This window comes from Trabulsiella odontotermitis (assembly GCF_001188485.1).
GTDB lineage: Bacteria > Pseudomonadota > Gammaproteobacteria > Enterobacterales > Enterobacteriaceae > Trabulsiella > Trabulsiella odontotermitis_A.
The window spans coordinates 1-19,875 of the sequence record NZ_JNGH01000079.1 but is presented as its reverse complement, the minus strand read 5'-3'; the positions used below and the strand labels follow the sequence as shown (position 1 = coordinate 19,875).

Sequence of the window (19,875 nt, the reverse complement as noted above, 5' to 3'; positions counted from 1 at the left end):
AGTAAATCTATTTATACGGTGTATGCGATCACAAAGCTCGTTTTGTGATTCCGATCACACTTGTTAACTCCTATACTTAGTTGCTACTAAAAAATTAACGATTTAGCAGGTGTTCTTCTATGGCTGAAACAAAATATCAACAATCACGACTGCTCGTGACGCTGACGGCCCTCTTCGCGGCCTTCTGCGGACTCTACTTACTTATCGGAGGGATATGGCTGGTCGCTATTGGCGGCTCGTGGTATTACCCGGTTGCGGGACTGGTGATGCTCGGCGTGACCGTAATGCTCTGGCGTCGCCAGCGTGCGGCGCTGTGGCTCTATGCAGCGCTGTTGCTCGCCACCATGATCTGGGGCGTGTGGGAGGTCGGTTTCGACTTCTGGGCGCTGACGCCGCGCAGTGACATTCTGGTCTTCTTCGGCATCTGGCTGATTTTACCGTTTGTCTGGCGTCGCCTGATTATTCCGTCTGGCGGTGCCGTGGCGGCGCTGGTCGTGGCGCTGCTGATCAGCGGCGCGATGCTGACCTGGGCGGGCTTTAACGATCCGCAGGAAATCAACGGTACGCTGAGCACCGATGCCACTCCGGCGACACCGATTTCGCAGGTTGCCGATCAGGACTGGCCCGCTTACGGGCGCAATCAGGAGGGACAGCGCTACTCTCCGCTGAAACAAATTAACGCCGACAACGTGAAGCACCTGAAAGAAGCCTGGGTATTCCGTACCGGCGACCTGAAGCTGCCGAACGATCCCGGCGAAATTACCAACGAAGTGACCCCGATTAAAGTCGGCGACACGCTGTTTCTTTGTACCGCTCACCAGCGTCTGTTTGCGCTGGACGCAGCGACCGGGAAAGAGAAATGGCACTTTGATCCGCAGCTCAATGCCAACCCGACCTTCCAGCACGTGACCTGTCGCGGCGTCTCTTATCACGAGGCGAAGCCAGAGAACGCGCCAGCGGATGTGGTGGCGAATTGCCCGCGCCGGATCATTCTGCCAGTGAATGATGGTCGTCTGTTTGCCATCAACGCTGACAACGGCAAACTGTGCGAATCCTTTGCCAACAAAGGGATCCTCAACCTGCAAACCAACATGCCGGTCACCACGCCAGGCATGTATGAACCAACATCGCCGCCGATCGTGACCGATAAAACCATCGTCATCGCCGGTGCGGTAACCGACAACTTCTCCACCCGTGAACCTTCTGGCGTCATTCGTGGGTTCGATGTGAATACCGGCGACCTGCTGTGGGCCTTCGACCCGGGTGCGAAAGATCCGAACGCTATCCCGTCGGATGAGCATCACTTCTCGCTCAACTCGCCCAACTCCTGGGCGCCAGCTGCCTACGATGCGAAGCTGGATCTGGTGTATCTGCCGATGGGCGTCACCACCCCGGACATCTGGGGCGGTAACCGTACGCCGGAGCAGGAGCGTTACGCCAGTTCCATTGTGGCGCTGAATGCAACCACCGGTAAGCTCGCCTGGAGTTATCAGACCGTTCACCACGATCTGTGGGATATGGATATGCCGTCCCAGCCGACGCTGGCCGATATCAACGTGGGCGGCAAAACCGTACCGGTGATTTATGCCCCGGCGAAAACCGGCAATATCTTTGTCCTCGACCGTCGTAACGGTGAACTGGTAGTACCGGCACCGGAAAAACCGGTTCCGCAGGGCGCAGCGAAAGGCGACTACGTCACCAAAACGCAGCCGTTCTCCGAGCTGAGCTTCCGTCCGAAGAAAGATCTGACCGATGCGGACATGTGGGGCGCCACCATGTTTGACCAGTTGGTGTGCCGCGTGATTTTCCACCAGATGCGCTATGAAGGCATCTTCACGCCACCGTCTGAGCAGGGCACTCTGGTGTTCCCGGGTAACCTCGGTATGTTTGAGTGGGGCGGGATTTCCGTCGATCCGAACCGTCAGGTAGCGATTGCCAACCCGATGGCGCTGCCGTTTGTCTCGAAGCTGATCCCGCGCGGCCCGGGCAATCCGATGGAGCCGCCGAAAGATGCGAAAGGCACCGGCTCGGAATCTGGTATTCAGCCGCAGTACGGCGTGCCGTATGGCGTCACGCTGAACCCGTTCCTGTCGCCGTTTGGTTTGCCATGTAAACAACCGGCCTGGGGTTATATTTCCGCACTGGATCTGAAAACCAACCAGGTCGCGTGGAAAAAACGTATTGGTACGCCGCAGGACAGCATGCCGTTCCCGATGCCGGTTCCGGTGCCGTTCAATATGGGGATGCCGATGCTGGGCGGCCCGATTTCCACCGCCGGTAACGTGCTGTTTATCGGGGCAACCGCCGACAACTATCTCCGTGCGTACAACATGACGAACGGGGAAAAACTGTGGCAGGCGCGTCTGCCTGCGGGCGGTCAGGCCACGCCGATGACCTATGAAGTGAATGGCAAGCAGTACGTTGTCATTTCAGCAGGCGGTCATGGTTCGTTCGGGACGAAGATGGGCGATTATATCGTCGCGTATGCTTTACCTGACGACGCTAAGTAACTGTAAAGCCCGGTGGCGCTACGCTTACCGGGCTTTCGGGAGCCACATTGCAGGCCGGGTAAGGCAACGCCGCCACCCGGCTTTTTTATACGGTAAACCCGAGCATCATCCCCGTATCTTCATGCTCAAGCAGATGACAATGCGCCATATAGGCCTGCTCCTTCGGCCCGGGATGACGCCGGATAACATGGCGCCGCTGTGCGAAGCGATTGTCGCGGTGCTGTAAGCGCACCATAACGAAAAAAGCCGCTTTCGCATAATGCCGATCCGGCAGTTGTGCAAAAAACCGTAATCTCACAGGGATTACGGTTTTTTTTATATTACTCAGCTAGGCACCTGATACCGTCCACAAATTTACCCCACAGGAATTCGCAGTGCTCTCTGTTCTTATCTCTCCTGAGCTTATTGACGAATGCTTGGCTGATACTGGTGTGGTCACCCTGCGCAACGCCGTCTTTCAATGGAAATGATGGTCTGGGTTGTGGCTGGTATGGCGTTGTTCCGCTCCAATTTCATGAACCAGCTTGTCTTGCATCTGGATAACCCCCTGCCAGGGAAAAGACAGTTCGTTACCCCCAGCGCGGTGGTTCAGGTCTGTCAGCGGCTTGGGGAAGATGTTGTCCGGCTGATATTTGAGAAAACACAGAGTCTGTGGTTCGAAAAAACGCCGGTGTCACACAGGAGCGGGCTCATCCTGATGTCCGTGGATGGAACGGTATGGCGGACGCCGGGCAACCCCGAAAATGATGCGGCCTTTGAGCGAATAGCTAATGTGAATTCCTGCTTCGAGTGACCACAGATACGCATGGTCTGCCAGATGGAAGTGACCAGCCATCTACTGACGGGCGCAGCCTTCGCCAGTGTCTCTGTGGGAGGTGAAACCGACCTTGCGGCAACTCTCTCGGGTAGAAATTTCGCGGAGGATACTGATGTTCTGTTAGGCGGAAAAATGTTTCTTTATGTTGACGTCCTCATGTGGCTAATGAAGATATTGCTAACATTGTGGTGTATTCATCAACAGGGAGCAGGTCAGTCACATATGTTACTTTACAATATGAAAAAAAATCATCAATATCTTATCATAAACTGGCAGGTATAGGATAAAATCTGAAAGTCAGCTTTTGCCAGTTGACTGTATAATCAATAGTGAGTTTGGTAAGTTACTCATTGTGCCTCTAGAATTACAACTTCATTAAAATAGAAATGTTATGAAATTATAACGGTGGGATATTAATATGGATATTGGTAATTATGATCATATGATGCTAATGGATAACTACGCCATGATTAATTGGAGTGGTTTGTATGGTCAAGAAATGTACGATTTTATTTTTAGTGTTAAGAGAGGTGGCATTAAGGTAATTGATATTAAGTTGAATGATTGTGATATTGGTATAGAGTATAATAAGTTTACTCTCTATAATGATAATTGGGAATCACCATTAGTATTTTCTTTTGATGTGGAAGAACAAAAATTATCTTCCCCAGAAGGTCTTGTGACAGAATGTACCAATAATGTCAATGGATTTGATTTGACTGAAGTTTTATCATTCATTAAAGAAAATAGATGTATTCTAACTAGATTGGTTAAATAAAACATCATCATTTAATTATAATTAGTAAAGCAGAGGGTTGTATATATAACGCTGAGAATAATGAATACTTATATTAGTATAAATTTCCTGTGATCTTTGATGATATTAGTATGAATTTGACCCTATTTATCCAGACGTGTTTGTTCTCTTACAATTGTAATGATTTCTTGCATGGAAATTTATGTGGCAAACGATATCCCAGTGTGCTGGCGGATGATGTTCATTGTAATGGCTGAACGCTAATGTAAGATTTATTACTGCCATCCGACTGTCCGGTTTTGGCATGGCACTGATATAATCTCGATTTTTCGTCTTCATAAAGTTCTCTGCTATGTCGTTGCTTTCTGGGCTGTGTCAGCCTTGTCGTGTAGGTCTTTAGCCCCATGTTATGTGCCCGTAGGCTGGACTATTGTCCGTCAGCTACCCCATGGCTCTGTTGCTGTCCAAAGCCTAGCATAACATCCTGCGCGGTTTCTTTGTCATAACCACCTGTGCCTGCGGCCTAGACGATAATCTCCCGGTCACAGCTGTTAGCACCAGTGATATAAGAAGGTAATTCACTATTAATATGGCCCGCTCCAACCAACATGTTGTTTCCTTAAGGTTCTCACAACAGAAAGGACATCAACATACTGAGTAGAGAGGACTTTTCTATGAAAAATTGAATACGCCTACAGGAAGGAGGGAATCCCAGAAACATCATTTACACTATAATGATGTTTCGATAGGCCCTCGCCATATCGGTGTATATCCTGTCGGGGTTCATCCCCGACAGGAGCCCCGGCGACTGCTGGATGATATTTTCACTCAATGTCAGATAGACAGTACCCTGTGTGATTTCTCACTGCTCACCTAGAACCATCAATTTATTCCCTTACTTCAATATCTCGTTAGTCATAGGATGGTACTGTAGAGAACTGCAACTAGGCAAAGCACCGATAACTATGACTTTCTGCCACGGGCTTGTCATCCGCGCCGAGCCAGAACCAAAGGCAAGGTTGAACTATATTAAGGAGAACATCTTCGTCGGGTACTTCAGGTTTGACAGTTTCGCCCATATTAACCAGCACCTGGAATAATGGATGGCTGATGTTGCTGATAAACGGGATCGAGTTTTTTTGACAAATTATCCAACATTTATGGATATAATCCTATTTTGCAAGTCTTGAAATCCTGCTAAACTTTTAAAAAAAGAAAAGTTTCCTTTGTTATTTGTGCGGAGTGTTATTGGCCATGAAAATTATGCTATTGTTTTCATGGTCCTTTTTTACTCTTGGTAAAGGTCCATATAATACGTTAAATCAATCAAAAATAAAAATCAATGTGTTATATTCTAAGGTTTACTAGTATCAATAAAGCCTAAGTAAACCATTCCCAATGGGAATAATAATATGCGTATATTCATTGACCATGATAATGTGATACTTCGCTGTAAATTCATTATCTATAATCCCGTAAAGGGAACACATAGATTGGCACTAAACAAATGCTTGCCGATAATATAGTGGACATGCTGATCTTCGGGGGCATTTTGACGATATCATCATCAGCACCAGCTGGCGCGAATAAGCTGCCCGGGTTCGCCAGGGGCGAGGTTTTGATGGAATTCACAGATCCTTCCTGCAAGGGCAAGGTACTCTGAGAACGCGGTTAAATCTCTATTGTTGTCTTCGCCGGGATCTCCGACAGCTCCTTTCGCGGACGTTTGGAAAGAAATAGAATGCTGACTGAAAGATTAACTGCAATTGGGTAGCACCAAAATGCCCGCCCAGCGAGTAGTTTGTGTACTCAATAGGAGCACAGCCAACCGGGGGTATTCCATCATACTTCGCATGGATAATGGTCCCGCGTTTATCTCTTTGACATTAGCTGAATGAACAGAAATGCACGGGTTCCGAACTGTGCAACTACTACTTTTTATGTTCTGACATTCTTTTTCTGTACACTGCAGGGGATTGATTGTAGATTTTTCTGAATGCACGAGTAAAACTTTGTTGTGAATCGAATCCATATTTTATACTAATGTCTATTATTTTCTCTGAAGTACAACAAAGATCATTGGCAGCCAATTCCATTTTTCGTCTTTTAATATAATTAGCAAGAGATCGTCCTGTGTACTTGGAGAATAATCGCTGTAAATACCATTTGGAATAGCCTGCATGTTTTGCAACATCCTCTATAAAAAGTGGCTTCTGTATATTACTCTCTATCCAGAACAGGAGTTCTTGGATGACAAGATAGTTATGAGGAAAAGTCATAAATATATACCAAAAAAAATCCAACAGACATACTTACACTTCAATACAATAAATCAGCATTTCAGTCACCTCTGACGTACTTCATAACAGACCATCCATCAGTGTTTAGAGTCACTCTTGCTAAATAACATATATTACTCACATACTAATTAATAACCCTTTCTATTACCAATCATTTTTATAAATATAAAGAATGATATTTTGGAGATCTGTCATGTTATCATAGTAGTGACTTAACAATTATTCACTTTAAACCGATTATAATTAAAATTATAAACTAAAAAATTTTTTTAAACAAATAAGAATTGTACCAACAAATTGTATTATAAGTGATCACTAGCAAGCCTCCAGCTGAGTTGCTATCAGCCTCTATTAACGATAAACTACTGAACAGTTTACAGCACATCGGTACCGCGCATAGCTTGTGACGCAGGCGCTTATTTGTCATTGATAAGTGTACTTTCATTACCAAATAGTAACTCTAAATAGCTGCGCCAAATAGTAAATAACTTAAAGTGAACTCAGCCCGGATTGTGCGATCTGATCAATCGCCAAACCTCACAAATCACCAGCTGGACTGAGCGATGCTGATCATAGTACCAATATCCCGTGATGAATGACGCCTGATGCAGAAGGCGATTCATAAAACGCGCGACCAAAACCATGCCCACAGACTCACTGCCATGTTGATACATCATCGGGGGGACCGTGTCAGTGATGTTGCCAGAACGTAGTGCTGCACCTGTTCATCTCTGGGGCGCTGGATTAACTGGTTTACACTGTCGGGCATTGAAGGCTTGGAATCCTTGCCCGTAGGATGCTCCCGACATTGGCCTTTTGAGCATATCTGCAGAACTGGTAAAGCATTCTCCCGGCGATTTTGGTTATCAACGTTCACGCTGGAGCACTAAATTACTGACAGTAAAAATCAATGAGACGCCCATATGAAGAAGCGATGAGGATGTTCATAGTGGACTACAATCCCAAAATTTGACCTCCAAAAGTCCACATGGGTATTAGGCGACAATTACACCGGTCATGCGCTGCTGGTGTGTGAATTTTGCGATGTGCAACTGGTACAGGAAACCGAATCCGATAATACAGTGTACTACCGGCACGTGCTAACGGTGCATAACGCTGCTAGCACTTCTGTATCATCAGGCTTACGCTTGCGTCGACGATCCTGCCGGTCCTTCGACCGACGGGCCGTGACATGCAGTTGCGCATGTAAGACCCGGGGGCAACGATTGGCAAGTCTTATTTTCTATCTTCAGGCAACAAGGGCACGTGCGCTATCCACTAATGGGATGGTTCGCCCCGTGCCCTGATCGCTGTGCACTATGACGTTTTCTTCAGGTTTCCGTCGCCGGACTGCCATCAGCAGCGCATCCAGTGCCAGCTCGCGTGACAGTGTCGGCTTCATCGACCAACCCACCACATTACGGGCAAAAAGATCGATAACCACTGCCAGGTACAGCCAGCCCTGCTAGGTGCGGATGTAGGTGATGTCGGTGACCCACACCTGATTGGGCTTCACTACAGTAAATTCACGCCGCATGCGATTGGGCGCTATCAGTGACGGTCGTCCTCGGGTTCCGCGTGGCACTTTATAACCATGTATAGCCTAGATCCTGTTTTTCCTCATGATTTTGGCAACCCGGTTTCTGCTGCACACTTCGCCAATTTCGCGAAGATCGCCATGAACCCTGCGATAGCCGTAAACGCCACCACTCAGCGTATAGGAGTCGCGGATGAGTTCCAGCAGTCGCTGGTTATCCTTTTCTCCGGCGGATACAGGGTTATGGAGCCAGACATAAAATCCAGCACGGGCAACCTTAAGGACCCGACACATTGTAACAATCGACCAGATTTCACGGTGATCGTTGATAAAGCGATACTTCAGTCGGGCTCCCTTGCAAAGTACCGCGCTGCCTTTTTCAGAATATCCCGCTCTTCCTCAGTGCGTTTAAGCTGTGCTTTCAGCCTGAGAATTTCTGTTCTGGCATCAAGTAAATCCTGTGCCTGCTGTCCACTGTTGTCAGGCTTAACAGCCCGGAGCCATTTATAAAGGCTGTACGCCGACACGCCGAGCCGTTCAGATACTTCAGCGATGGAATAGCCCCGCTCGGTGATCTGGCGGACAGCCTCTTCCTTAAATTCAGGGGTAAAACGTGGTGTGCCCATAGACTCCTCCTATGCTCAAACTATAGGGCCGATTTGTCTACGGGCTCGGGGGCACTCCAGATAACCGAATGGCAGTTACATGTTGGAACGTTGTGGTGCTGGTTACCCTCTGCCGGACTGGTATGGCACAGGGTCGCGCCAACCCTGAGTATCCGTGACCCATATAAAGATGAAAAGATGGCCGTAATCCATAAAGTGCTGGACAAGTGCAGTGCAGAGGAGCTGTTTTTTATGAGGATGAAGTCAATATCCATCTCAACCCAAAAATCGGTGCAGACTGGCAACTTTGCGGCCAGCAAAAGCGAGTTGTCGCGCTGGGGCAGAATGAAAAATGTTATCTTGCCGGGTCACTGCATAGCAGCACAGGAAAAGTCAGCTATGTGGATGGCAACAGCAAAGGTCATCAGCCTACTGAAACACCTTAAAGTCACGTACAGGCGGGCAAAAATCATCATGCTTATTGTGTGGATAACTACATTATCCATAAAAGTTGGGAAACGCAACACTGTCTGAAAGTAAACCCAAATTTCAGGATCATTTACCAGCCAGTTTACTCGTAGTGAGTAAAACACATTGAGTGGCTATGGTAGGCACTGCACAACACGATTACCTGCAATCATCAGTACCGCTTGATGTGGCAGTTGTTGAAAAAGGTTTGCCATCCTATGGAAACAGCCAGCCCATTCCCCAAAGGAAAATATGGGTAGGCAAAAGTGTAGCGGTATTAGGCGGTAGCTATTTAGGGATTGAATTTATTGTTATCGGTCTTAAAGGCATATTTCCCGGACTTCTTAATTAAATCGGACACTGGCCGGGGTATTTGGTTCCTTTGCTATTTCAATATAGCCATTCATATCAGGTTAAATTAATTATATAAAAGCGATGCAGCAACCCGGCTTGCCCCGGAAGGCTCTTTATCATATGGCATCAACTGGTGGGATTGCCTGTGATAGGTAAGGAAGACTCCTCTATTGCTGCATCTCTCCATATTAGTACTTTTTATACCGTAAATCCGAGCATCATGCCCGTATCTTCATGCTCAAGCAGATGACAATGCGCCATATAGGCCTGCTCCTTCGGTGCGTCATGGTCAAATTTCACCAGCACTTCGCTGACGTTGCCTTCGACATGCACCGTATCTTTCCAGCCTGAACGATGGGCCGCCGGCGCTTTACCGTTCTCTGAGAGAATGCGGAACTGGGTGCCGTGGATGTGGAACGGGTGCAGCATCATGTCGCCTTTGCCGGAAATTACCCAGCGCTCGAACTGCCCTTTCGCCGCCGCAAACATCGGCTTATCCATCTCAAAGGCCACACCGTTGATCTTGTTGGCATTATGGAAATCAAAGCCTTTGCCATGATCCATGTTGCTCATATCGCCCATGCTGCCGTGATCCATATGGCTCATCATCTCGCCATGCTGCATGCTGCCCATCGCCTGATCGCCATATTTTTTCTGCAGCGCCTGCATGCCCATCATGTCAAGCATCGGGTCCATTGACAGTTGCAGTGTGCGCTGCGTCAGCCCTTCCAGCGACGGCAGCGCGGACATACGTGTCAGCGTATCCGGTAACGTGCCGGACGCCGGAATAGCCAGCGGCTGGATGCGCATCGCCATATTTTTTCTGCAGCGCCTGCATGCCCATCATGTCAAGCATCGGGTCCATTGACAGTTGCAGTGCGCGCTGCGTCAGCCCTTCCAGCGACGGCAGCACGGGCATGCGGGTCAGCATATCCGGTAACGTGCCGGACGCCGGAATAGCCAGCGGCTGAATGCGCATTACCGGGTGCGATTGATCAAACGGCGCGACCGCCATGCCCATCTGGTTGACCGGCAGCGTGACGAGGTCAAACGCTTTGCCGTCGCTGATATCCACCAGCACTTCAAAACGTTCCCCCGTCAGCATCGGCAGTTCCGTGACGCTTACCGGCTCCGGCAATAAACCGCCGTCGCTGGCGATGACGTACAACGGACGGTTATCGCTGGTGGCAAAATTGAGCATCCGCGCATTGCAGCCGTTGAGCAGACGCAGGCGCAGCCAGCCTTTGGGTGCGGCATGCTGCGGGTAGATCGCGCCGTTGGTCAGCAACGTGTCGCCGAACCAGCCGACGGCGGCGCTCATCACGTCGAGCTGGTAATCAATCTGCCCGTCGGCGTTGAATTTTTTGTCCTGCACAATCACCGGCACATCATCAATGCCCCACTGTTTCGGCAGCAACAGCTTGCGCAACTCATTGTCTTCAATCAGCACCAGTCCGGCGAGCCCCATCGCCACCTGACGCCCGGTATTGCCGTGCTGATGCGGATGGAACCAGCAGGTCGCCGCGCGCTGTGTCGGCGTAAAGGAGACCGTGCGCGTTTCGCCGGGTTTGATAATTCCCTGCGGGCCGCCGTCCACCTCGCCCGGGACTTCCACCCCGTGCCAGTGCAGCGTGGTCTCTTCGCTGAGCTGATTATGAATATCCACCGTCACCGCTTTTCCCTGGCGCAGTTGCAGGGCAGGCCCCAGCAGGTTGCCGTTGTAGCCCCAGGTAGTGGCTAAATGCGGGCCAAACTGCGTTTTACCGGCCTGCACGTTGATCGCAATGCGATTGGTGGCGTCGGCGGTTAACAGCTCGGGGATAGGGAGCGCGGGGCGATCGGCGGCAAACGCTAACCGGCTCCATGCAGGTAATGCGCTGGCGACGCCGACGGCGGCGGTGAGTTTAATAAAGTCCCGGCGATGCATTTTTCACTTCCTTTTATTTTGCTGGCGAATAATTAAGCTTAACCCTTCCCCTTGCGGCAAGGTCAAGCAGAAAGCGTGTAATAAACAGCGGCGAGTCCCTATGAAGTGTGCTAACGTTTAACTTCCACGATTTAAGGTAGAAGAAATGAAGATGTTTTTCAGAACACTGGTGCTCGGCAGTCTGCTTGCCCTCTCCTGCAACAGTTACGCATTAAGCGAATCCGAAGCGGAAGATATGGCTGACCTGACAGCAGTTTTTGTGTTTTTGAAAAATGACTGCGGCTACCAGAATTTACCCAATGGCCAGATCCGCCGCGCGCTGGTGTTTTTCGCCCAGCAGAATCAGTGGGATTTGAGCAATTACGACACCTTCAATATGAAAGCCCTCGGCGAAGACAGCTATCGCGATCTGAGCGGCATCCGCATCCCTACCGCAAAAAAATGCAAAGCGCTGGCGCGAGATTCATTAAGCCTTCTTGCATACGTGAAATAATCCTCTGATGGAATAATGACCGTGCATCCACGGTCGTTGTTGGCTATCATGTTGCGCCCATTTTGAAGGGGTGTTAACAAAGGAGGTATCCGTCGATGACCGATAAAAACCGGTGGCACGAAACCCTGCATGACCAGTTTGGTCAGTACTTTGCCGTTGATAACGTCTTGTATCATGAGAAAACCGACCACCAGGATCTCATTATCTTCGAAAACGCGGCGTTTGGCCGGGTGATGGCGCTGGACGGCGTAGTCCAGACCACCGAGCGCGACGAATTTATCTATCACGAAATGATGACGCACGTTCCGCTGCTCGNGAACCCCCCCCGCCACAAAACGGTGGAAACCATCACTATGGTGGAGATCGATGCGGGCGTGGTCTCTTTCTGCCGCCAGTATCTGCCGAACCATAACGCCGGAAGCTATGACGATCCGCGCTTTACGCTGGTGATTGACGATGGCGTGAATTTCGTTAACCAGACCGCACAGACCTTCGATGTGATTATCTCGGACTGTACCGATCCCATCGGTCCTGGCGAGAGCCTGTTTACGTCTGATTTCTACGAAGGCTGCAAGCGCTGCCTGAACCCTGGCGGAATCTTTGTCGCCCAGAACGGCGTGAGTTTTCTGCAGCAGGACGAAGCCATCGATAGCCATCGCAAGCTGAGCCACTATTTCCGCGACGTGAGCTTTTATCAGGCGGCGATCCCGACCTATTACGGCGGCATCATGACCTTTGCCTGGGCGACGGACAACGGTGCGCTGCGCCATCTTTCTACCGAAATCATTCAGGCGCGCTTTCACGCTTCCGGTCTGAAATGCCGCTATTACAATCCCGGCGTGCATACCGCCGCCTTTGCTCTGCCGCAATACCTGAAAGACGCGCTCTGCTTCTAAGGAGATGATAAAAATTGAAAAAGCTGAAACTGCATGGCTTTAACAACCTGACCAAAAGCCTGAGTTTTTGTATTTACGATATCTGCTATGCCAAAACAGCGGAAGAGCGCGATGGTTATATCGCCTATATCGACGAACTCTATAACGCCAACCGTCTGACCGAAATCCTGTCAGAAACCTGCTCGATTATCGGTGCCAATATTCTCAACATTGCGCGCCAGGACTATGAACCTCAGGGCGCAAGCGTCACTATTCTGGTGAGCGAAGAACCCGTGGACCCAAGGCTTATCGACACCACAGAACACCCCGGCCCGTTGCCGGAAACGGTGGTGGCGCATCTTGATAAAAGCCATATCTGCGTGCATACCTACCCGGAAAGCCACCCTGAAGGCGGTCTGTGCACCTTCCGTGCAGACATTGAGGTCTCCACCTGTGGGGTCATTTCGCCGCTGAAAGCGCTAAATTACCTGATCCACCAGCTGGAATCGGACATCGTCACTATCGATTACCGCGTGCGCGGTTTTACCCGTGACGTTAACGGCCTGAAGCATTTTATCGATCACGAAATTAATTCGATTCAGAACTTTATGTCCGATGACATGAAGGCGCTGTACGACATGGTGGATGTGAACGTTTATCAGGAAAACATCTTCCATACCAAGATGTTGCTTAAAGAGTTCGATCTTAAGCACTACATGTTTCACACCAAACCGGAAGAGTTATCGGCAGAAGAGCGCAAGGTCATTACCGACCTGCTGTGGAAAGAAATGCGCGAAATCTACTACGGCCGGAACATTCCGGCGGTTTGAATCGGTACGGAGCAGGGACGCTCCGCAACGTTATTTCTGTGTAATGAAAACCCGGTACGCCGCGACCACCTGCAGAAAATCCTCAACGCCGCACAGCGACAGACTCTCTTCATCGTAGTAGCTCATCCCCTCTTCCATTTCATCACCGGAAAATTCCAGCTGGTTAGCGCGAACCATCACCTCTTCGCCATCCATCCACACCGTGTATTCGTGCCCGGCACGCTGCCAGTTGCGTTCCGTACCTTTCAGCGCATGTGCCGCCTGCTCGACTTCGTCCAGCAGCGCGAGGTTCTCTTTCACCTCTTCGTTGAACCAGTGGCCGACCGCCTCGTGGCCCATCGACATACGCACTTTTACCCCACCGGTAATATCGCGCAGAAATTCATAATCCATGATGTGTTCCTCTGCAAAACCCTTGCAGTAATTATCGCAGCAGCGGAGAAGAAAAACAGCGGTGCGCAGAGAAGGATTGAAAATAAAAAACCCTTCTCCGCAGAGAAGGGTTTTAGCAGGTCAGGATTGCGTAATGCTTACACGGCTGTCTGGAAAATCACGCCGTCAGCTTTCTCGGTGTACTGATTGAGCTTGTCGAAGTTCAGATAGCGGTAAGTATCGACGGCGGTTTTATCCACCTGCGCGACGAAGGTCTGGTACTCTTCCGGCGTCGGCAGCTTGCCGATCAGCGCCGCAACCGCTGCCAGTTCCGCAGACGCCAGATAGACGTTCGCACCGGTCCCTAAACGGTTCGGGAAGTTACGGGTTGAGGTGGAAACCACCGTCGCACCGTCCGCCACGCGCGCCTGGTTACCCATGCACAGCGAGCAGCCAGGGATTTCAATACGCGCGCCGCTCTTACCGAACACGCTGTAGTAACCCTCTTCGGTCAGTTGCGCCGCGTCCATACGGGTTGGCGGTGCCACCCACAGACGGGTCGGCAACTGGCCTTTGTGGGTATCCAGCAGTTTACCCGCCGCACGGAAGTGACCGATGTTGGTCATGCAGGAACCGATAAACACTTCGTCGATCTTGTCGCCCTGAACATCAGACAGCAGACGGGCATCGTCCGGATCGTTCGGCGCACACAGGATCGGCTCTTTGATATCATCCAGATCGATGTCGATCACTGCGGCGTATTCCGCATCAGCATCCGCTTCCAGCAACTGCGGATCCGCCAGCCATTTTTCCATGCCCTGGACACGACGTTCCAGCGTACGACGGTCGCCGTAGCCTTCTGCAATCATCCACTTCAGCAGCACGATGTTCGAATTCAGATACTCGATAATCGGCTCTTTGTTGAGCTTGATGGTACAACCCGCGGCAGAACGCTCTGCTGACGCGTCGGTCAGTTCAAACGCCTGCTCGACTTTCAGATCCGGCAGACCTTCGATTTCCAGAATGCGGCCAGAGAAGATGTTCTTCTTGCCTTTCTTCTCAACGGTCAGCAGGCCCTGTTTGATCGCGTACAGCGGGATCGCGTGCACCAGATCGCGCAGGGTGATGCCCGGCTGCATTTTACCTTTGAAGCGCACCAGAACGGATTCCGGCATGTCCAGCGGCATGACGCCCGTTGCGGCAGCAAACGCCACCAGACCAGAGCCCGCCGGGAACGAGATGCCGATCGGGAAACGGGTATGGGAGTCACCGCCAGTACCCACGGTATCCGGCAGCAGCATGCGGTTCAGCCACGAGTGGATAACGCCGTCGCCAGGACGCAGCGAGACGCCGCCACGGTTCATGATGAAGTCCGGCAGCGTATGGTGAGTGGTCACGTCGACCGGCTTCGGATAGGCCGCGGTGTGGCAGAAGGACTGCATCACCAGGTCAGACGAGAAGCCCAGGCACGCCAGGTCTTTCAGTTCATCACGGGTCATCGGACCGGTGGTGTCCTGGGAACCCACGGAGGTCATTTTCGGCTCGCAGTACGCGCCCGGACGAACATTAGCCACGGCTGCTTTCCGCCACGTCTTTCGCCTGACGGAACACGTCGCTGTGCGGCAGACCCAGCGCTTCACGCGCTTTGGTGGTCAGGCCACGACCGATGATCAGCGGAATACGGCCACCGGCGCGCACTTCGTCGATCAGGACGTCCGTTTTCAGTTCAAAGCTCGCCAGCAGTTCGCCGGTTTCGTGGTTACGCACTTCGCCTTTGAACGGGTAAACGTCAATCACGTCACCCATGTTCAGGTTACTGACATCCACTTCGATCGGCAGCGCGCCCGCATCTTCCATGGTATTGAAGAAAATTGGCGCGATTTTACCGCCGAGCACCAGACCACCGCCGCGCTTGTTCGGCACGTGCGGAATGTCGTCGCCCATGAACCACAGCACGGAGTTGGTGGCGGATTTACGGGAAGAGCCGGTACCGACCACATCACCGACGTACGCCAGCGGGAAACCTTTTTTCTGCAGCGCTTCGATTTGTTTGATTGGACCAACGACGCCCGGCTGATCCGGCTCAATGCCTTCACGGGCGTTTTTCAGCATGGCCAGCGCATGCAGCGGGATATCCGGACGCGACCAGGCATCCGGTGCCGGAGACAGGTCATCGGTGTTGGTTTCGCCCGTCACTTTAAAGACGGTGACGGTGATTTTTTCCGCGAGCTGAGGACGGTTCAGGAACCATTCTGCATCAGCCCAGGACTGCATCACCTGTTTCGCGTAAGCGTTACCCGCTTTGGCTTTCTCTTCGACGTCGTAGAAGTTGTCGAACATCAGCAGGGTTTGCGACAGCGCTTTGGCAGCAATCGGCGCCAGTTTTTCGTTATCCAGCGCGTCAATCAGCGGATGAATGTTATACCCGCCCTGCATGGTGCCAAGCAGCTCGATGGCTTTCTCTGGGGTCACCAGTGGGGAATTCGCTTCGCCTTTGGCGACAGCGGCAAGGAATCCAGCTTTAACGTAGGCGGCTTCATCAACGCCAGGCGGGACACGGTTGGTCAGCAGGTCTAACAGGAATTCTTCTTCGCCCGCAGGCGGATTTTTCAGCAGTTCCACCAGCGCGGCCATTTGGGTTGCATCTAAGGGTTTGGCAACAATCCCTTCGGCGGCACGCTCAGCTACGTGCTCACGGTATTCTTTTAGCACGACGGTTCTCCTCGCTCTCATTGTCATGTGCGGCAGGCGATTCTCTTCACGCTCCTGTGAGACAGCAGTTTGTAGGGTAAATGCCGGATACCGCGTCGGGCAGCATAGCAGGATTTTGGCAGTGTGTTAATCCGTTTACAAAAAAGCAACATTAAATAATTTGCTGAATCGTTGCGCTGAATATATTGCAGGCCAAACAGGGATTCTCAGGCACAAAAAAACCGCCGTGAAGCGGTTTATTTGTTGTCTGGTAACATCATCCCTGATGCGGCATTAGCTTAGGATGGCCCACCACGGCAGGTTTGGTGCTGGAGAGCGCGGCTTCGTCGGCGCTAATGCTGCCAGAGTTTGCTGCCCAGACGCCTTCGTGGGTTTTGGTGATCGCCTGATGCTGTGCGTTCAGATCTTCCCCCATTGCCGCGATGTGGGTACTTTCAGTGCCGCCGCTGTTATCAGCCCATGGGATCACGGGGTCGGCGGCAAATGCCAGGCCGGAAATCAGGGAGGCGGTTAATGCTGCTGTAGCCAGTAATGTTTTCATAGTGCACCTCTAAATTAATTAGCACACTAAAAGTTTACATCGCAATTATTTTAAAAAGCGCTTCAGGTTGTACTTAGGTGTTGCGCGAGAAACAGTTCTTAAAACTTTTGTGGCGGAGCGGAAAAAGAAAAAGCGGCTGATTCAGCCGCTTTTTGTCTTCAGATCAGAAGGATTATTTCTTCTTCGCTTTCGGGTTCGGCAGGTCGGTGATGCTACCTTCGAACACTTCAGCGGCCAGACCCACGGATTCGTGCAGGGTCGGGTGCGCGTGGATGGTCAGCGCGATATCTTCAGCGTCGCAACCCATTTCGATCGCCAGACCGATTTCACCCAGCAGCTCGCCGCCGTTGGTACCGACAATCGCACCACCGATGACACGGTGAGTTTCTTTGTCGAAAATCAGTTTGGTCATACCGTCTGCGCAGTCGGAAGCGATAGCACGGCCAGACGCTGCCCACGGGAAGGTGGCGGTTTCGTAGCTGATGCCTTTTTCTTTCGCTTCTTTCTCGGTCAGACCTACCCATGCCACTTCTGGCTCGGTGTAAGCGATAGACGGGATAACTTTCGGATCGAAGTAATGTTTCTGACCAGCGATAACTTCAGCGGCCACGTGACCTTCGTGAACACCTTTGTGCGCCAGCATTGGCTGACCGACGATATCGCCGATAGCAAAGATGTGCGGCACGTTGGTGCGCAGCTGTTTGTCGACACGGATGAAGCCGCGATCGTCCACTTCCACGCCCGCTTTGCCTGCGTCGAGGTTTTTACCGTTCGGCACACGACCGATGGCCACCAGCACCGCGTCATAACGCTGCGGTTCCGCCGGGGCTTTTTTGCCTTCCATGGAAACGTAAATACCGTCTTTTTTCGCTTCAACGGCAGTCACTTTGGTTTCCAGCATCAGGTTGAATTTCTTGCTGATGCGTTTAGTGAAGACTTTAACCACGTCTTTATCGGCAGCCGGGATCACCTGGTCGAACATTTCAACCACGTCAATCTCTGAACCCAGCGCATGGTACACGGTACCCATTTCCAGACCGATGATGCCGCCACCCATAACCAGCATACGCTTCGGTACGGATTTCAGTTCCAGTGCGTCGGTGGAATCCCAAACGCGCGGGTCATCATGCGGAATAAACGGCAGTTGAATCGGACGGGAACCCGCCGCGATAATAGCGTTGTCGAAGTTGATCACGGTTTTGCCGTTCTCGCCTTCCACTTCCAGGGTGTTTGCCCCAGTAAATTTACCCAGACCGGTAACCACTTTCACTTTACGGCCTTTCGCCATACCAGCCAGACCGCCGGTCAGCTGAGTGATCACTTTTTCTTTCCAGGTACGAATCTTGTCGATATCGGTTTTCGGCTCGCCGAAGACGATACCGTGTTCAGCCAGCGCTTTGGCTTCTTCGATAACTTTTGCAACGTGCAGCAGCGCTTTAGAAGGGATACAGCCGACGTTCAGACAAACACCGCCGAGGGTGCTGTAGCGTTCTACGATGACGGTTTCCAGACCTAAATCAGCGCAACGGAAGGCAGCAGAGTAACCTGCCGGGCCTGCCCCAAGTACCACGACCTGAGTTTTGATTTCAGTACTCATCATGACCTCTTAATTGATATCCGGCGATCCCTGGTCTTGTCGCCCATCGTCCACCGGGTCGTTCTATCCGTCCGTATTTTACAAAATTGTTAACAATTTTGAAACAACAAAACGGCAACGATTTATCTTTGGCACTAATAACCCCACAGTACGCCATGAGATTACCAGAAAAAAGCCGGCCGTCAGGCCGGCTTTTCGATTACATCACCAGGCGGCGAATGTCGCTCAGCATGTTGTTGATGATGGTAATGAAGCGCGCACCATCAGCACCGTCAATCACACGGTGGTCGAAGGACAGAGAGATTGGCATCATCAGACGCGGCACAAACTCTTTACCATTCCACACCGGCTCCATCGCAGACTTGGACACGCCGAGAATAGCCACTTCCGGCGCGTTGACGATCGGCGCGAAGTGGGTGGTGCCCAGGCCGCCGATGCTGGAGATGGTGAAGCAACCGCCCTGCATTTCGCCTGCGGTCAGTTTGCCATCACGCGCTTTTTTGGAGATGGTGGTCAGTTCACGGGACAGCTCAGTAACGCTCTTCTTGTTCACGTCTTTGAAGACCGGAACCACCAGACCGTTTGGCGTATCCACCGCCACACCGATGTTGATATATTTCTTCAGCGTCAGCTTCTGACCATCTTCGGACAGGGAGCTGTTGAAGCGCGGCATCTGCTCAAGCGCAGCAGCAACGGCTTTCATGATGAAGACCACCGGGGTGAATTTCACGTCCAGCTTACGCTTCTCAGCTTCGGCGTTCTGCTGTTTACGGAACGCTTCCAGATCGGTGATATCGGTTTTGTCGAAGTGCGTAACGTGCGGGATCATCACCCAGTTACGGCTCAGGTTAGCCCCAGAGATTTTCTGGATGCGACCCAGTTCCACTTCTTCAATTTCACCAAACTTGCTGAAGTCCACTTTCGGCCACGGCAGCATGCCCGGGATACCGCCGCCGGTGGCAGCAGGGGCAGACTCAGCGCGTTTGACCGCGTCTTTCACGTACGCCTGAACGTCTTCGCGCAGGATACGGCCTTTACGACCGGTGCCTTTCACTTTCGCCAGGTTAACGCCGAATTCGCGCGCCAGGCGGCGGATCAGCGGTGTCGCGTGGACGTAAGCGTCGTTTTCAGCGAACTCAGATTTGCCTTCAGCTTTCGCCGCCGGTGCCGCAGCTGGTTT

11 protein-coding genes and 11 pseudogenes are annotated in these 19,875 nt (G+C 51.5%); 10 read left to right on the top strand and 12 right to left on the bottom strand.

The window, feature by feature from the left end; all coding sequences use genetic code 11:
• The first annotated feature begins 119 nt into the window (after positions 1-119).
• Positions 120-2,510, top strand: a complete 2,391-nt coding sequence (locus GM30_RS09755) for a glucose/quinate/shikimate family membrane-bound PQQ-dependent dehydrogenase (RefSeq protein WP_049848466.1) — start codon at positions 120-122, stop codon at positions 2,508-2,510.
• An 85-nt stretch (positions 2,511-2,595) separates the two neighbouring features.
• On the opposite strand, the pseudogene GM30_RS24210 reads toward GM30_RS09755, so the two are convergent.
• A pseudogene (locus tag GM30_RS24210) lies at positions 2,596-2,685 on the bottom strand (multicopper oxidase domain-containing protein); the annotation flags it as partial.
• Between the two features lie 285 nt (positions 2,686-2,970).
• Between GM30_RS24210 and GM30_RS09745 the strand changes: the two are divergent.
• Both GM30_RS09745 and GM30_RS09740 read left to right on the top strand, forming a co-directional pair.
• The gene (locus GM30_RS09745) at positions 2,971-3,303 is read left to right on the top strand and encodes a transposase domain-containing protein (RefSeq protein WP_080993415.1); all 333 of its coding nucleotides are present in this window, start codon (positions 2,971-2,973) and stop codon (positions 3,301-3,303) included.
• Between the two features lie 442 nt (positions 3,304-3,745).
• Positions 3,746-4,105, top strand: coding sequence for a hypothetical protein (locus tag GM30_RS09740; RefSeq protein ID WP_049848465.1), 360 nt, complete (start codon positions 3,746-3,748; stop codon positions 4,103-4,105).
• A 148-nt stretch (positions 4,106-4,253) separates the two neighbouring features.
• On the opposite strand, the pseudogene GM30_RS27895 reads toward GM30_RS09740, so the two are convergent.
• A pseudogene (locus GM30_RS27895) lies at positions 4,254-4,459 on the bottom strand (integrase core domain-containing protein); the annotation flags it as partial.
• A gap of 349 nt (positions 4,460-4,808) precedes the next feature.
• Positions 4,809-5,047: pseudogene (locus GM30_RS27890) on the bottom strand (IS4 family transposase); the annotation flags it as partial.
• Between GM30_RS27890 and GM30_RS26105 the strand changes: the two are divergent.
• A pseudogene (locus tag GM30_RS26105) lies at positions 5,043-5,181 on the top strand (IS21 family transposase); the annotation flags it as partial. The pseudogenes GM30_RS27890 and GM30_RS26105 sit on opposite strands and share 5 nt — an antisense overlap.
• 684 nt (positions 5,182-5,865) lie before the next feature.
• A pseudogene (locus tag GM30_RS26735) lies at positions 5,866-5,979 on the top strand (IS3 family transposase); the annotation flags it as partial.
• A gap of 36 nt (positions 5,980-6,015) precedes the next feature.
• Here GM30_RS26735 and GM30_RS24185 read toward each other — a convergent pair.
• Positions 6,016-6,363: a helix-turn-helix domain-containing protein gene (locus tag GM30_RS24185; protein ID WP_072094089.1), complete on the bottom strand. Its 348-nt coding sequence runs from the start codon at positions 6,361-6,363 to the stop codon at positions 6,016-6,018.
• Between the two features lie 626 nt (positions 6,364-6,989).
• Between GM30_RS24185 and GM30_RS26100 the strand changes: the two are divergent.
• Positions 6,990-7,299: pseudogene (locus GM30_RS26100) on the top strand (IS630 family transposase); the annotation flags it as partial.
• Between the two features lie 382 nt (positions 7,300-7,681).
• On the opposite strand, the pseudogene GM30_RS25525 reads toward GM30_RS26100, so the two are convergent.
• A pseudogene (locus GM30_RS25525) lies at positions 7,682-8,547 on the bottom strand (IS3 family transposase); the annotation flags it as partial.
• 57 nt (positions 8,548-8,604) lie between these two features.
• Between GM30_RS25525 and GM30_RS25520 the strand changes: the two are divergent.
• A pseudogene (locus tag GM30_RS25520) lies at positions 8,605-9,254 on the top strand (IS630 family transposase); the annotation flags it as partial.
• Between the two features lie 292 nt (positions 9,255-9,546).
• On the opposite strand, the pseudogene GM30_RS09720 reads toward GM30_RS25520, so the two are convergent.
• A pseudogene (locus tag GM30_RS09720) lies at positions 9,547-10,158 on the bottom strand (multicopper oxidase domain-containing protein); the annotation flags it as partial.
• Between the two features lie 13 nt (positions 10,159-10,171).
• A pseudogene (gene cueO, locus GM30_RS09715) lies at positions 10,172-11,275 on the bottom strand (multicopper oxidase CueO); the annotation flags it as partial.
• A 145-nt stretch (positions 11,276-11,420) separates the two neighbouring features.
• Between cueO and GM30_RS09710 the strand changes: the two are divergent.
• The 3 genes from GM30_RS09710 (at position 11,421) to speD (ending at position 13,473) form a co-directional block, all read left to right on the top strand.
• Complete coding sequence (locus tag GM30_RS09710; protein WP_049848463.1) at positions 11,421-11,768, top strand: YacC family pilotin-like protein; 348 nt, start codon at positions 11,421-11,423, stop codon at positions 11,766-11,768.
• Positions 11,769-11,863: 95 nt separating this feature from the next.
• Positions 11,864-12,664: a spermidine synthase gene (gene speE, locus GM30_RS09705; RefSeq protein ID WP_049848462.1), complete on the top strand. Its 801-nt coding sequence runs from the start codon at positions 11,864-11,866 to the stop codon at positions 12,662-12,664.
• A gap of 14 nt (positions 12,665-12,678) precedes the next feature.
• Entirely contained in the window at positions 12,679-13,473 is a 795-nt protein-coding gene (speD, locus tag GM30_RS09700) for an adenosylmethionine decarboxylase (RefSeq protein WP_049848461.1), read from the top strand.
• 30 nt (positions 13,474-13,503) lie between these two features.
• Here speD and yacL read toward each other — a convergent pair whose 3' ends face one another.
• The 5 genes and pseudogenes from yacL to aceF all read right to left on the bottom strand — a co-directional run.
• Positions 13,504-13,866 carry a protein YacL gene (yacL, locus tag GM30_RS09695; protein ID WP_049848460.1) on the bottom strand — a complete coding sequence of 121 codons (363 nt, stop codon included), beginning with the start codon at positions 13,864-13,866 and terminating at the stop codon, positions 13,504-13,506.
• A gap of 137 nt (positions 13,867-14,003) precedes the next feature.
• A pseudogene (acnB, locus tag GM30_RS09690) lies at positions 14,004-16,557 on the bottom strand (bifunctional aconitate hydratase 2/2-methylisocitrate dehydratase).
• 256 nt (positions 16,558-16,813) lie between these two features.
• Complete coding sequence (locus GM30_RS09685; RefSeq protein ID WP_049848459.1) at positions 16,814-17,098, bottom strand: hypothetical protein; 285 nt, start codon at positions 17,096-17,098, stop codon at positions 16,814-16,816.
• Positions 17,099-17,270: 172 nt separating this feature from the next.
• Complete coding sequence (lpdA, locus tag GM30_RS09680) at positions 17,271-18,695, bottom strand: dihydrolipoyl dehydrogenase (protein WP_049848477.1); 1,425 nt, start codon at positions 18,693-18,695, stop codon at positions 17,271-17,273.
• 199 nt (positions 18,696-18,894) lie between these two features.
• Positions 18,895-19,875, bottom strand: a 981-nt coding sequence (aceF, locus tag GM30_RS09675) for a dihydrolipoyllysine-residue acetyltransferase (protein ID WP_072094087.1), incomplete at its 5' end; no start/stop codon positions are given.

What these genes read in the sequence shown, in the direction of transcription:
- GM30_RS09710 (WP_049848463.1), top strand. Translation starts at nt 11,421, where the DNA reads ATGAAGATGTTTTTCAGAACACTGGTGCTCGGCAGTCTGCTTGCCCTC.
- yacL (WP_049848460.1), bottom strand. Translation starts at nt 13,866, where the DNA reads ATGGATTATGAATTTCTGCGCGATATTACCGGTGGGGTAAAAGTGCGT.
- GM30_RS24185 (WP_072094089.1), bottom strand. Translation starts at nt 6,363, where the DNA reads ATGACTTTTCCTCATAACTATCTTGTCATCCAAGAACTCCTGTTCTGG.
- lpdA (WP_049848477.1), bottom strand. Translation starts at nt 18,695, where the DNA reads ATGAGTACTGAAATCAAAACTCAGGTCGTGGTACTTGGGGCAGGCCCG.
- GM30_RS09685 (WP_049848459.1), bottom strand. Translation starts at nt 17,098, where the DNA reads ATGAAAACATTACTGGCTACAGCAGCATTAACCGCCTCCCTGATTTCC.
- GM30_RS09740 (WP_049848465.1), top strand. Translation starts at nt 3,746, where the DNA reads ATGGATATTGGTAATTATGATCATATGATGCTAATGGATAACTACGCC.
- GM30_RS09755 (WP_049848466.1), top strand. Translation starts at nt 120, where the DNA reads ATGGCTGAAACAAAATATCAACAATCACGACTGCTCGTGACGCTGACG.
- GM30_RS09745 (WP_080993415.1), top strand. Translation starts at nt 2,971, where the DNA reads ATGGAAATGATGGTCTGGGTTGTGGCTGGTATGGCGTTGTTCCGCTCC.